The following is a 13,283-nucleotide window of genomic DNA, read 5'->3' on the forward strand; positions in this document are numbered from 1 at the left end:
TTAGCCTCCCGTCACCGGTTGCACGAGATCGATCTGGTCGCCCGCGTGGAGCGAGGTGGCCGCATGCGCGGTGCGCGGCACGAACTGGCCGTTCACCGCGGCGGCAAACGGCGGCGCGATGGCAGCCGCGCTTACCGCGTCCGCCAGCGTGGCGGCGTCGGGTAGCTGCAGCGGTTTGCCATTGAGCAGGATTTCCATGGTGTTGTCGGATTAATGGAGCAGACCGCCGCCGGCGTCCGGAAAGCCGCCGCGCGCGAGCGACGCCGGTTCGTGCACGGGAGCGATCATGCCGGGCCAGCGCAGCGACGACGGCACCGCGTGCGCGGCCGGATCGCCATCGAGCAGCGCGCGCACCACCTGGCACGCGGCCTCGGTCACCGCCGGCGCAATCAGCCAGCCGTGGCGGTACAGCCCGTTCACGCGCACCACGCGCGACGGCTGGTCGACGCGAATCGCGGGCAGGTGATCCGGGCGCGTCGGGCGGCGCTGCACGTTGAGTTCGAGCACGCGCGCCTCGCCGAACGCGGGATGCAGCGAATGCGCCGCCGAGAGCAGTTCCAGCGCGGATCGCACGCTCATCGGCGAATCGTCTTCGCTTTCGATTTCGGTGGCGCCGATCACGTAGAGATCGTTCGGCTTGGGCGCGATATAGATCGGATAGCGCGGATGCAGCAGGCGCACCGGCCGCTGCAGCTTGACGTCGGGCGCATGCACGCGCACCACCTCGCCGCGCAACCCGCGCAAACCCGGCAAGGCCGCGCGCTGCGCGTCGGTAGCATCGGTCCACGCCTCGCGCGCGCCCAGGCCGCGGCAGTCGAGCACCACGCCCGCGTGGATGCCCATGCCCGGCAGCGCAACGGCATCGATCTCGCCGGCCTCCCAGACGCAATGCATGCCGTGCTCGATGGCACAGGCCAGCAGCGCGCGCATCGCGCCGCGGTTGTCGAGCTGGCCTTCGCCCTGCAGCAGCAGGCCCTGCGTGAAGCGTCCGGCCAGCGCCGGTTCAACCTGGCCCACGCCGTTGCCGTCCAGCGCGCGCAGGCGGTCCTGCACCAGCTCGGGGGGCGCCACGGCGCGCATGCGGCTGGTGAACAGCGAGACTTCGGCGCGGTCGCGCGCATGCCATACCACCAGCGTGCCGTCTTCCTGGAAGAACACGCGCTCGGGCAATTCCTGCAGCCAACTGCGCCACAGATCGACGCTGGCGATGCCAAGGTCGACGATGCGGCGTTCGGCAATGGCGGATTCGGCCAGCGGCGCGAGCATGGCCGCGGCCACATGCGCGGCCGAGCCGCTGCCGTCGGGGCCGCCCCGCTCGATCAGCGCCACGCGGGCGCCGGCGCGCACCAGTTGCCAGGCGGATAACCGCCCGGCGAGACCGGCGCCGAGGATGGCGACATCGAAGGACTGTACTGCTGTCATGGCTTGTATGCCGGCGGCGTTGACAAAGCTGGTACGCCGTCCGGCCTCCTGTTGGGTGAATACCGCCGCGCCGCGTGGGGGCGCCGCGCGCGGGACTCGGGTACTGCGGCACTGCCGGGCGCCGGCGCGAAAGCACGCGCGGCGCCCGTCCTGCAAGGTACGGCTTACGAATAGATCTTGGCGCCCGACTTCACGAACTCGATCGACTTCTCCTCCATGCCGCGCTGCGCATCGGGCAACGACGCCGCGTAGTCGCGCACTTCCTGGGTGATCTTCATCGAGCAGAACTTCGGCCCGCACATCGAGCAGAAGTGGGCGATCTTGGCGCCTTCGGCCGGCAGCGTCGCATCGTGGAAAGACCGTGCGCGTTCCGGATCGAGGCCGAGATTGAACTGGTCTTCCCAGCGGAATTCGAAGCGTGCCTTGGACAGCGCATTATCGCGCAGCTGCGCACCCGGCCAGCCTTTGGCCAGATCGGCGGCATGCGCGGCGATCTTGTAGGTGATGATGCCCTCGCGCACGTCTTCCTTGTCGGGCAGCCCCAGATGCTCCTTCGGCGTGACGTAGCACAGCATGGCCGTGCCCATCCAGCCGATGTTGGCCGCGCCGATGCCGCTGGTGATGTGGTCGTAGCCCGGCGCGATGTCCGTGACCAGCGGCCCCAGCGTATAGAACGGCGCTTCGTAGCAGTGCTTGAGCTCCTCGTCCATGTTGGCCTGGATGCGCTGCAGCGGCACGTGGCCCGGACCTTCGATCATCACCTGCACGTCGTGCTTCCACGCCTTGGCGGTCAGTTCGCCCAGCGTGCGCAGCTCACCGAATTGCGCGTCATCGTTCGAATCGGCGATGCAGCCCGGACGCAGGCCGTCGCCCAGGCTGAACGACACGTCGTACGCCTTCATGATTTCGCAGATCTCGTCGAAGTGCGTATAGAGGAAGTTTTCCTTGTGATGGGCCAGGCACCACTTGGCCATGATCGAGCCGCCGCGCGACACGATGCCGGTCACGCGGTCGGCCGTCAGCGGCACATAGCGCAGCAGCACGCCGGCGTGGATCGTGAAGTAGTCCACGCCCTGCTCGGCCTGCTCGATCAGCGTGTCGCGGAACATTTCCCAGGTCAGGTCCTCGGCGATGCCGCCGGTCTTGTCCAGCGCCTGGTAGATCGGCACCGTGCCGATCGGCACCGGCGAATTGCGCAGGATCCATTCGCGCGTTTCGTGGATGTGCTTGCCGGTGGACAGGTCCATGATGGTGTCGGCGCCCCAGCGGATCGACCACACCATCTTTTCCACTTCCTCGGCCAGCGACGACGTGACCGCCGAATTGCCCAGGTTGCCGTTGATCTTCACGCGGAAGTTGCGGCCGATGGCCATCGGCTCCAGTTCCGTGTGGTTGATGTTGGCGGGAATGATGGCGCGGCCGGCGGCCACTTCGCGGCGCACGAATTCCGGCGTCATGTCTTCCGGACGCAGCGGCATCGACGCGCCCAGCGCGTTGCCCGGATGCTGGCGCAGCAGCGCCTTGTACTCGGGCTTGTCGTACAGCGCCTGCAGGTTCAGCGATTCGCGCAGCGCCACGTATTCCATCTCGGGCGTGATGATGCCGCGGCGCGCGTAGTGCATCTGCGACACGTTGGCGCCGGCCTTGGCGCGGCGCGGGTTGGTCAGCTGGGCAAAGCGCAGGTGCGCGGTGGCGGGATCCTTGGCGCGCGCCAGGCCGTATTCCGACGACAGGCCGGGCAGCACCTCGGTGTCGTTGCGTTCCTCGATCCATTTGGCGCGCACGGGCGGCAGGCCGGCCTTGAGATCGATGTGCACGTCAGGGTCGCTGTACGGACCCGAGGTGTCATAGACCGGGATCGGCGGATTCGCCATTTCGCCCTTGTCGGTGCGCGTGGCGGTTTGCAGGATCGTGCGCAGCGGCACGCGGATATCCGGGCGGCTGCCCGTGATGTAGGTCTTGCTGGAAGCCGGATAGGCAAACTTCTGGTCGAGATCGCTTTCGAGCGATTCGAAAGATGCGGCGGGGGCAGTACGGGCCATGGGTGTCGTCCTCTCTCTTGCGGGGATGGACGAAACCAGGAGCCCTGTGAGCCCGCCAGCGCGGCGGCGCCGGTGGCGGCGTCCTCTGGATGCGGAAGACCCGGGGGACAAGAGCGATTCGGTTCTGTTTGAAACTTCCCACGCCGGTACTAGCCGGATCGGGTTCGAAGGGACTCTCTCAGCCGCCCGGCCCATCCGGACGGCACCCCTGTTTCATCCAACGGGCTGAATTTAAGCACATGGGCCCGACCAGCGCTACCCAAAATTCTGTCGCAACAGTCGTGCATGCCGGTATCGAAGCGATCGTGCTGCACTGCACGACGCGCGCGATGTGTGCGCGCCGACACTTGGAGGCGGGTCGCGCGCCGGGGACATGCACCGATGTTTTGAACGCGGGAGTTGCCGTACCATGGCCGGCACCGGTAGTTCCATGTGCCAACAGCGGCCCGCAGCGCCGCCCCAGGAGATGCCATGACCGCCACGCCCGCCGCCGACGTCGAAAGCGCGCAGACGCACCGCGTCTTCAATCAGGTGCCCGACCTGGCCTACTACAACCTGTTCGACAGCGATCCGGCCCTGCGCGCCGCGCTCGACCGGGTTGGCGGCGGCTGGCATAGCGACGCGCTGTCGCGCTACGGCGCGCGGCTGGGCGAACCGGAAGTGCAGGCGTGGGCCGCCGACGCCAACCGTCTCACCCCTGAACTGCACACGCACAGCCGCATCGGCGAGCGCATCGACCAGGTGCAGTTCCACCCCGCCTGGCACCACCTGCTGGCGTTGCTGCGCAGTCAGCAATTGCAGGCGCTGCCGTTTGCGCAGCCGCGCGCGGGCGCATGGGGCGCGCGCGCGGCCGGCTATTTCCTGCAGGCCCAGGTCGAATCGGGATCGCTGTGCCCCACCACGATGACCTTCGCCAGCATTCCGGTGATGCGTAACGAGCCGGCGCTGTTCCGCGATCTGGAGGCGCGCCTGTTTTCCACCGAACACGACGCGCGCGACCTGCCGTGGCGCGACAAGAGCGCGGTGATGATCGGCATGGGCATGACCGAAAAACAAGGCGGCTCCGATGTGCGCGCCAACACCACCGTGGCCACTCCGCTGCGCGGCGAGGGGCGCGGTGCGGAGTACGCGCTGACCGGCCACAAGTGGTTTTTCTCGGCGCCGATGTGCGACGCGCATCTGGTGGTGGCACGCATGGGCGCCGCCGATGGCCCGCTGTCGTGCTTCTTCGTGCCGCGCTTTCGTGACGACGGCAGCAAGAATCCGATCCTGATCCAGCGCCTCAAGGACAAGCTCGGCAACCGCTCCAATTCCAGCAGCGAGGTGGAATTCCGTGGCGCCACGGGCATCCTGATCGGCGAGGAAGGCCGCGGCATTCCCACCATCATCGAGATGGCCACCAATACGCGCCTCGACTGCGTGATCGGCAGCGCGGCGCTGCTGCGCGCCGCACTGGTGCAGGCGCTGCATCACGCGCGCCACCGCATGGCGTTTGGCAGGCTGCTGGCGGACCAGCCGCTGATGCGCAACGTGCTGGCCGATCTGGCGCTGGAATCGGCCGCGGCCACGCAGATGATGATGGCGCTGGCCCACGCCTTCGAGCACGCCGACGACGATCCACTGGCGGCCGCGTGGAAGCGCGTGATGACGCCGGCCGCCAAGTTCTGGATCTGCAAGCGTGCGCTCGAAGCCACCGGCGAGGCGATGGAAGTCTGGGGCGGCAACGGCTATGTCGAGGAAGGACCGATGGCGCGGCTGTACCGCGAAGCGCCGGTGAATTCGATCTGGGAAGGCTCGGGCAACATCATGTGCCTGGACGTGCTGCGCGCGCTGCAACGCAATCCCGACGATGGCCTGCGCATCCTGCAGGACCTCGCGCGGCTGTCGAACGGCGACGCGGCGGTGCGCGCGGAGCTGGCGTCGCTGCAAGCGATGCTGCATGCACCGGCCGACACGCTCGAAGCCAACGCGCGCCGCTTTGCACAAGGTCTGGTGCTGACCGCGCAGGCCGCGCTGATGATCGCGCATGCCGACCCGACATCGGCCAGCCACTTTGTTGCCAGCCGGTTGGGGCGGCAGCATGGACGCGTGTTCGGCACGCTGGATGCCGATGTCGGCACTTTGGCGCGCATCGCCGAAGCTGCCTGGCCGGCCTGACACGCAAAACTGTGCGGCAATCGCACAGCAACGGCTGCATCGCTATCCCCCACCTTCAGGGGATATCGCCGCTGCCGTAAACGTTGTGGCGACGGGCTCCCGCCCGCCTGCGAACCAAGTCGTCACAATCGGCGGCGCGCGCCAACCAACGTGCGCCGTAAGCCCCCCATGAATATCAGCAAACGTCTGCTCCTCACGCTGTCCCTTGCGTTGTTCGCCCTGTTGTTTGTCGGCCTAGGTGGTATCTGGCAGATGACCCAGTCGGAAGCGCGCTTCGAATACTTCAACGACAACACGCTCGGCAGCGTGCGCGATCTCAACAATGTCAGCAGCGCGCTGGCCAACGTGCGCGTGGCGCTGTATCGCCATGCGATGACCGACGATGTCGGCGCCAAGGCCGATGCCGAGGCGCTGCTCGACAAGGCCAACAAGCGCTTCGATGAACTGCTGGCCAAGTACGAACGCGACGATCTGTCCGACGATACCGACCGCAAGATGCTCGAAGCGGATCGCGCGGCGATGAAGCTGTATCGCGATCAATTTCCCGCCTTCCTGGAACGCTCGCGCAACAGCGACTTCGCCGCCACGCAGAAAATGCTGACCAGCGGCGAGGTGCACCAGGCGTCGAGCGCCGTGCGCAAGGCGCTCGACGATCACCTGGAATACAACACCAAGCTCGGCGAGGAGGCCGTGGCGCACAACAAGGCGCAGTACCAGACGTCGGTGCGGGTGTTTTCGGTCGTCATCGTGCTGGCCGTGGCGATCACCGCGTTCATGGCCCTCGGGCTCTATCGCCGCATCCGCGGCAGCCTCGCGGAAATCCAGGGCACGCTCGAACATGTGAGCCAGTCGCTCGATCTCGATCACCGCGCGCCGGTGGACCGGCTCGATGAAATCGGCCTCACCGCGCAGTCGTTCAATGCGCTGATCGAGCGTGTGGCCGGCACGCTGCGCGAAGTGCGCCGCTCGACCGATTCGGTCGGGGTGGCCGCCGCGCAGATCGCCGCGGGCAACGTCGATCTGTCCACGCGCACCGAACAACAGGCCGCATCGCTGGAAGAAACCGCATCGAGCATGGAACAGCTCACCGCCACCGTGCGTCAGAACGCCGAGAACGCGCGCCAGGCGTCGTCGCTCGCGTCCAACGCGGCGCAGGTGGCCGACGAGGGCAATCAGTCGGTGCAGCAGATGGTCGATACGATGGGCGCCATCAGCAGTAGTTCGGAGCGCATTGCCGAAATCACCAACCTGATCGAGGGCATCGCTTTCCAGACCAATATCCTCGCGCTCAATGCCGCCGTGGAAGCGGCTCGTGCGGGCGAACAGGGGCGTGGTTTTGCGGTGGTGGCCGGTGAAGTGCGCAGCCTGGCGCAGCGCTCGTCGAGCGCGGCCAAGGAAATAAAGGAACTGATCGAGACATCGGTGGACACGGTGCGCACCGGGTCGGCGCAGGCGCAGGGTGTGGGCGACACGATGACCCATATCCGCCAGGCCGTGAAGCGCGTGTCCGACATCATTGCCGAAATCTCCGCGGCGTCGCAGGAACAAAGCGCCGGCATCGAGCAGGTCGGCCACGCTGTCGGGCAGATGGATCAGGTGACGCAGCAGAACGCCGCGCTGGTGGAAGAAGCGGCCGCCGCCGCGCAATCGCTGGACGAACAGGCAGGCAAGCTGCGCGAGATGGTGAGCCAGTTCCAGATGCGCGGGTGATGCACGCGGCCGGCGCGGCGTGTGTGGCACACGCCGCGCCGGCCTGTTCGAACTGTTCGGCCGGATCGAACTATTCGGCCGCCACGGTCTCGCGAATGCGCAGCGTCACGTGCGGCGCGTAGCGGATCAGGTCGTGGGCGCGCTCGCCGATCATGATCGCTGGCGCGTTGGTATTGCCGCCGATCAGTGTCGGCATGATCGATGCATCGACCACGCGCAGGCCCTCCACGCCGCGCACGCGCAATTGCGGATCGACCACGGCCAGCGCATCCATGCCCATGCGGCAGGTGCCCACCGGGTGATAGATCGAATCGGCGTGAGCGCGGATCAGCGCGCGCGCCGCGTCGTCATCGCTACCATCGAGGCGCAAGCCGTTCGAATATAGTTCGCGCCCGCCGAACGTGGCCAGCGGCGTCTGCGCGAGGATCGCGCGCACGATGCGCAGGCCGGCCAGCATGTCGTCCAGATCGCGCGGATCGGACAGGAAGCGCGGATCGATCTGCGGCGCCGCGCGCATGTCAGCGCTCGCCAGCCGCACCTCGCCGCGGCTACGCGGGCGCAGCACGCAAACATGACACGAGTAGCCGTGCCCGAAGTGGATGCGGCGCATGTGGTCGTCGGCCATGCCGACCACGAAGTGCAACTGCAGGTCGGGCTCCGCCAGCTCGGCGCGGCTGCGCACGAAGGCGCCCGCTTCGGCAAAGTTGGACGCCAGCATGCCCGTGCGGTCGCGCCGATACCGCAGATATTCGCCGAGCAGCCGCCACGCGCCGGACAGCGAGAGGCCGAACAAGCCCGCGTCCGCTACGCGCTTGTGCAGCACGATGTCGAGGTGATCCTGCAGATTGCCGCCGACGCCCGGCAGATCGTGCACCACGGCGATGCCATGCGCGCGCAGATGATCGGCCGGCCCCACGCCGGACACCATCAGCAATTGCGGCGATCCGAATGTCCCGGCGCTGACGATGACTTCGCGCCGCGCACGCAGCACGATTTCGCGCCCGTCGCGCCAGGCCAGCACGCCCACCGCGCGGCGTTTTTCAAACAGGATGCGCAGCACCTGCGTGCCGGTCATCACATGCAAGTGATTGCGCCCGCCGTTGCTGCGGCGATCGCGCGCATTGCCGCCATGCAAGTAGGCGCGCGCGGCGTTCCAGCGCTCGCCGCTGTGCTGCGTGACCTGATACCAGCCCACGCCTTCCTGTTCGTCGCCATTGAAATCGTCGTTGCGCACGATGCCGGCGCGCTGCGCGGCCTCGATGAAATACTGACCGAATGGATTCGGCGTACGCGGATCGCAAACATGCAACGGGCCGGTGCCGCCGTGCAGCGGATCGTCGTCATGGCCAGCCACGCGTTCGTTGCATTCGGCGCGACGGAAATACGGCAGCACGTCGTCCCACGACCAGCCGTCGCAGCCGTGTGCCGCCCAGCCGTCGTAATCGCTGGGACGCCCGCGCATGTAGATCATCGCGTTGATCGACGACGAGCCGCCCAGTCCGCGGCCGCGTGGCTGGTAGCCGCGGCGCCCGCCCAGGCCGGGCTGCGGCACGGTCTGGTAACCGTAGTTGCGCGCCCCGGCGCGCGGCAGCATCGCCGCGCATCCGGCAGGTGTGCGCACCAGCACATGATGATCGTGCGCGCCGGTTTCCAGCAACGCGATCGTGTCGTTGCCGCTATCGGCCAGGCGTCCCGCCAGCGCGCAGCCGGCCGATCCGGCGCCCACCACGAGATAGTCGAAAGTCGTTTCCATCTGTCTCCTCGCACGCCGGGCGCCGGGCCCGTGCCGCACAGCCCTGGCGATTCCCGACGCATGGCTGCCGCGAAAATCCAGTGTAGGCGCTGCCGGGGGGCTGGTGAAGCGGAGCACGGCGTCGCCCGGGGCGGACGGCACTGCGCGCAGCTGCGCCGCGCGTTTGAGAGCGGCGCTCCATTGCGATAACGTGCGCCGTGCCTTATGGTGCGCGATGGCCCATGAAAAGCAGAAGCCGGCAAGGAGACAGCCAATGAGAGAAGTGCCCGCCATGTCCACGGTGTTCGACGCCATGCGCGCCGCGTCACGTCACGACCAATCGCCGACGTGGGATGTGCGCGCCGACCGGCTGCGCCGGCTCAAGCGGCTGGTGCGCGATCACCACGAAGCGATCGCCGCGGCCATCAACGCCGATTTCACGAATCGGCCGCGTCAGGAAACCGCGCTGCTGGAAGTGTTTCCCAGCCTGGCCGGTATCGATGACGCACTGCGGCATGGCAAGCGCTGGATGCGCGTGCGGCGCGCCCGCACGGGCCTGTGGTTCAGGCCCGGCAAATCGCGTCTGATGCCGCAGCCGCTGGGCGTGATCGGCATCGTGGTGCCCTGGAATTACCCGCTCTATCTGACCATCGGGCCGCTGACCGGCGCGCTGGTGGCCGGCAATCGCGCGATGGTGAAGCTGTCGGAATACACACCGCGCTTTTCCGAACTGTTCGCGCAACTGGTGCAGGCGACGTTTGCGCCGGACGAAGTGGCCGTGGTCAATGGCGATGCGGAGGTGGCCGCGGTCTTCAGCGCGCTGCCCTTCGACCATCTGCTGTTCACGGGATCGACCAACGTCGGCCATCACGTGATGAAGGCCGCGGCGGCCAACCTGACGCCGGTGACGCTGGAGCTGGGCGGCAAGTCGCCGGCGATCGTGGGGCCCGGCGCCGATTTCGAGCGCGCCGTCGAACGCATTCTGGTCGGCAAACTGCTCAACGCCGGGCAGACCTGCATCGCGCCGGACTACGTGATGGTGCAAGCCGAGCAGCGCGACCGCTTCGTGGACGCCGCGCGGCGCGTGGCCGGCCGACTCTATCCCGATATCGCGCGCAATGCCGACTACACCAGCATCATCAGCCCACGTCACTTTGACCGTCTGGTGTCGATGATCGACGCCGCAGGCGCGGCCGGCGCGCGCGTCGTGCCGCTGACCGACGCCGCGCCGGACGCCGCCGCGCGCCGTCTGCCGCCCGTGTTGCTGACCGATGTGCCCGATGATGTCCGGGCGATGCAGGAGGAAATCTTCGGACCGGTGCTGCCCGTGGTGACGTATCGCACCGTGGACGAGGCGATTGCCTTCGTCAATGCGCGCCCGCGCCCGCTGGCGCTCTACGTGTTCGACAAGCGCGGCGATGTGGTCGATCGCGTGATGCGGCAGACCGTGGCCGGTGGCGTAACCGTCAACGACACGCTGTTCCATATCGCCCAGGACGACCTGCCGTTTGGCGGCGTCGGCCCGAGCGGCATGGGCGTGTATCACGGCGAGGCTGGTTTCGAGACGTTTTCGAAGCTCAAGCCGGTGTTCCATCAAGCCGGCCTAAATGGCGCGGGGCTGCTGAAACCGCCCTACGGCAAACGGTTCGAATCGATGCTGAAGATGCTGATGCGCTGAATCGCCGGCCGCCTGCGCCACTTGCGGCGCGTGGCGCCCATGCGGCACATGCGGCGGACCGGAGGCAAGAACCGCCTCAGGCGGCCAGCATCGGCTTGCCCAGCATGCGCGACAGCACCGCTTCCGGCGAATGGGTGCGGTCGGCGATGGCGGCCGGATCGAGATAGATCGTCTGCTCCATCATCGCGCGCCCGCGCATCGCCGCGTGCAACAGCTGGTCGCTGAACACGATCCACGTGGCGCCGGGCGGGAAATGGAATTCCTGCTGCGGCACCGTCTTCTGGTAATCGAGGTCCGCCTTGGCCAGATCGTGCAACTGCAGCATGCGATGATCGTATTCGCTGCGCTTGCGCTTGGTGATGTGCAGCGTCTTCATCAGCCAGGCCTGGCCGGGCCACATGCCATGGGTTTTGGGCACGAAGCGTTGCGCGAAATCGGCAAACGGCTCGCCCACGCGCCAGACGCGCGGCGCTTGCGGATCGATGTTGTGGAACACGCGCAGCAGGCGCTTGCCCAGCATCGGATTGGACGGAAAGGAATCGACGTGCAGGCGCGTGTCGTCCTTGCGCCAGCTCACCGGGCGTCCGGCAATCTCGCTCGGCCGCAGCGACGTGCCCGCGCGCGTCATGTGCGGCAGGTATTCCGGCAGCAGCGCGCGAATCAGCGCCTCGCTCGATTCGGCATAGCGGCGGATCAGGTTGTACAGATCGGTCAGGTCCTGCTGGCTGCCCGCCGCGCCGCGCACCGCATGCTCGTTGGCGCGCAGGTTGATGTTCTTGGATTTGCCGTCCGAATAGCGCGAATCGAGAAACCGTTCCTCGCCGGCCTGGAAGTGGAAATGCAGGTTGGGGAAATACAGCACGGCGCCCTGCTCCAGCTCGCGCCGCAGTGTGGCGCGCGTTTCGGGCGATACCTCGGGAGACCAGTCGGTGTACGGCTGGGTGCGGATCAGGTCCAGGGCCATGGCGGTTTTGCGTGAAATCGGTCTGCCCGGATTCTACCCGCATGCAAGCCAGGCCCCGCTGGCGCGCCGTCAACAAAAACCCCCGCGCGGTCCGTCGGACCGGCGGGGTTTTCCGTCAATGCGGGCGAAGCTTACAGGCCGGCCGCGGCGCGCAGGGCGGCCGCCTTGTCGGTGGCTTCCCACGAGAACTCGGGCTCTTCACGGCCAAAGTGACCGTAGGCGGCGCTCTTCTCGTAGATCGGGCGCAGCAGGTCCAGCATCTGGACGATGCCCTTCGGACGCAGGTCGAAATGCTCCTGCACCAGTTCGGCGATCTTCGCGTCCGAGATCTTGCCGGTGCCTTCCGTGTACACGGTGACGTTGATCGGACGGGCCACGCCGATCGCGTAGCTCACCTGCACCTGGCACTGGCGCGCCAGGCCGGCGGCCACCACGTTCTTGGCCACGTAGCGCGCGGCGTAGGCGGCCGAGCGGTCAACCTTGGACGGATCCTTGCCCGAGAACGCGCCGCCGCCATGCGGCGATGCACCGCCGTAGGTGTCGACGATGATCTTGCGGCCGGTCAGGCCGCAGTCGCCCTGCGGGCCACCGATCACGAAACGGCCGGTCGGATTCACCAGGTACTTGGTTTCCTTGAGCATGTCGGCCGGCAGCACCGGCTTGATGATCTCTTCGATCACGGCTTCGCGGATCTGTGCCTGCGAGATGTCCGGCGCGTGTTGCGTCGACAGCACCACGGTGTCCACGCTATGCGGACGGCCGTCCACGTAGCGAACCGTCACCTGCGACTTGGCGTCCGGGCGCAGCCAGGGCAGGCGGCCGTCGCGGCGCAGTTGCGACTGGCGCTCGACCAGGCGGTGCGCGTAGTAGATCGGGAACGGCATCAGTTCCGGGGTTTCGTCGCAGGCGTAGCCGAACATCAGGCCCTGGTCGCCCGCACCCTGGTTCAGGTAGTCGTCCGAGGCGCGGTCGACGCCCTGGGCGATGTCCGGCGATTGCTTGTCATACGCAACCAGCACGGCGCAACCCTTGTAGTCGATGCCGTAGTCGGTGTTGTCGTAACCGATGCGCTTGATGGTGTCGCGTGCGACCTGGATGTAGTCGACGTTGGCCGTGGTGGTGATTTCGCCCGCCAGCACCACCAGACCGGTGTTGCAAAGCGTTTCGGCCGCCACACGCGCGTACTTGTCCTGCGCCAGAATGGCGTCGAGGACAGCGTCCGAAATTTGGTCTGCGACTTTATCGGGATGGCCTTCGGAAACGGATTCCGAGGTAAAGAGGAAATCGTTCGACACGATCAAGTTTCTCCAGATTGGCTATTGCGTGCCACCCTTCGAGATCGTGCGGCGACGCTTTAGCGGTATTTTCAAGCCACCCGGGTAGAGCGGCATCGCCCCGCAAGTTGTCAGTTAACTCGGCGATGGCAGGTATTATACGCGGCTGCCGCGTTCGTTGCAGCGCGCCAATGATGGCAAAGCCACACTCCGGATTGGCCCGGGTTGCGCGGACCTGTTCCCGGGTCGATCGGCCGCGCGCCTGCGGGCTTCCGGTCTGGAGAATCCGGGCCGCACGGCGCTC

At 67.1% G+C, this 13,283-nt stretch carries 9 protein-coding genes and 1 riboswitch; of the genes, 3 read left to right on the top strand and 6 right to left on the bottom strand.

Annotated elements, in window-relative coordinates:
• The 3 genes from thiS to thiC all read right to left on the bottom strand — a co-directional run bounded on the left by thiS (position 1) and on the right by thiC (position 3,464).
• Positions 1 to 198: a sulfur carrier protein ThiS gene (gene thiS / locus F7R19_RS12095; RefSeq protein WP_061956240.1), complete on the bottom strand. Its 198-nt coding sequence runs from the start codon at positions 196 to 198 to the stop codon at positions 1 to 3.
• Positions 199 to 210: 12 nt separating this feature from the next.
• A complete protein-coding gene (locus tag F7R19_RS12100) occupies positions 211 to 1,422 on the bottom strand; it encodes an FAD-dependent oxidoreductase (protein ID WP_150980836.1) in 1,212 nt (403 codons plus the stop codon).
• A 164-nt stretch (positions 1,423 to 1,586) separates the two neighbouring features.
• Positions 1,587 to 3,464: a phosphomethylpyrimidine synthase ThiC gene (gene thiC, locus F7R19_RS12105; protein ID WP_150980837.1), complete on the bottom strand. Its 1,878-nt coding sequence runs from the start codon at positions 3,462 to 3,464 to the stop codon at positions 1,587 to 1,589.
• Between the two features lie 118 nt (positions 3,465 to 3,582).
• A riboswitch (TPP riboswitch) is annotated at positions 3,583 to 3,684 on the bottom strand.
• Between the two features lie 251 nt (positions 3,685 to 3,935).
• Between thiC and F7R19_RS12110 the strand changes: the two genes are divergently transcribed.
• Both F7R19_RS12110 and F7R19_RS12115 read left to right on the top strand, forming a co-directional pair.
• Positions 3,936 to 5,621, top strand: a complete 1,686-nt coding sequence (locus tag F7R19_RS12110) for an acyl-CoA dehydrogenase family protein (protein WP_150980838.1) — start codon at positions 3,936 to 3,938, stop codon at positions 5,619 to 5,621.
• A gap of 168 nt (positions 5,622 to 5,789) precedes the next feature.
• Positions 5,790 to 7,331, top strand: a complete 1,542-nt coding sequence (locus tag F7R19_RS12115) for a methyl-accepting chemotaxis protein (RefSeq protein WP_150980839.1) — start codon at positions 5,790 to 5,792, stop codon at positions 7,329 to 7,331.
• Positions 7,332 to 7,401: 70 nt separating this feature from the next.
• On the opposite strand, the gene F7R19_RS12120 is transcribed toward F7R19_RS12115, so the two are convergent.
• Positions 7,402 to 9,084: a GMC family oxidoreductase gene (locus F7R19_RS12120; RefSeq protein WP_150980840.1), complete on the bottom strand. Its 1,683-nt coding sequence runs from the start codon at positions 9,082 to 9,084 to the stop codon at positions 7,402 to 7,404.
• A 214-nt stretch (positions 9,085 to 9,298) separates the two neighbouring features.
• On the opposite strand from F7R19_RS12120, the gene F7R19_RS12125 reads away from it, so the two are divergent.
• A complete protein-coding gene (locus F7R19_RS12125) occupies positions 9,299 to 10,741 on the top strand; it encodes a coniferyl aldehyde dehydrogenase (RefSeq protein WP_150980841.1) in 1,443 nt (480 codons plus the stop codon).
• 76 nt (positions 10,742 to 10,817) lie between these two features.
• Here the strand turns inward: F7R19_RS12125 and F7R19_RS12130 are convergent, their stop codons facing one another.
• Together F7R19_RS12130 and metK are read right to left on the bottom strand one after the other, a co-directional pair.
• A complete protein-coding gene (locus tag F7R19_RS12130) occupies positions 10,818 to 11,705 on the bottom strand; it encodes a Kdo hydroxylase family protein (protein WP_061956253.1) in 888 nt (295 codons plus the stop codon).
• Positions 11,706 to 11,836: 131 nt separating this feature from the next.
• Entirely contained in the window at positions 11,837 to 13,000 is a 1,164-nt protein-coding gene (metK, locus tag F7R19_RS12135; protein WP_061956383.1) for a methionine adenosyltransferase, read from the bottom strand.
• Positions 13,001 to 13,283 lie beyond the last annotated feature (283 nt).

This window comes from Cupriavidus pauculus, from assembly GCF_008801835.1.
GTDB lineage: Bacteria > Pseudomonadota > Gammaproteobacteria > Burkholderiales > Burkholderiaceae > Cupriavidus > Cupriavidus pauculus.

Coding starts and splice junctions, on each gene's coding strand:
- thiC (WP_150980837.1), bottom strand. CDS start 3,464: ATGGCCCGTACTGCCCCCGCCGCATCTTTCGAATCGCTCGAAAGCGAT.
- F7R19_RS12120 (WP_150980840.1), bottom strand. CDS start 9,084: ATGGAAACGACTTTCGACTATCTCGTGGTGGGCGCCGGATCGGCCGGC.
- F7R19_RS12115 (WP_150980839.1), top strand. CDS start 5,790: ATGAATATCAGCAAACGTCTGCTCCTCACGCTGTCCCTTGCGTTGTTC.
- F7R19_RS12110 (WP_150980838.1), top strand. CDS start 3,936: ATGACCGCCACGCCCGCCGCCGACGTCGAAAGCGCGCAGACGCACCGC.
- F7R19_RS12100 (WP_150980836.1), bottom strand. CDS start 1,422: ATGACAGCAGTACAGTCCTTCGATGTCGCCATCCTCGGCGCCGGTCTC.
- F7R19_RS12130 (WP_061956253.1), bottom strand. CDS start 11,705: ATGGCCCTGGACCTGATCCGCACCCAGCCGTACACCGACTGGTCTCCC.
- F7R19_RS12125 (WP_150980841.1), top strand. CDS start 9,299: ATGGCCCATGAAAAGCAGAAGCCGGCAAGGAGACAGCCAATGAGAGAA.
- thiS (WP_061956240.1), bottom strand. CDS start 198: ATGGAAATCCTGCTCAATGGCAAACCGCTGCAGCTACCCGACGCCGCC.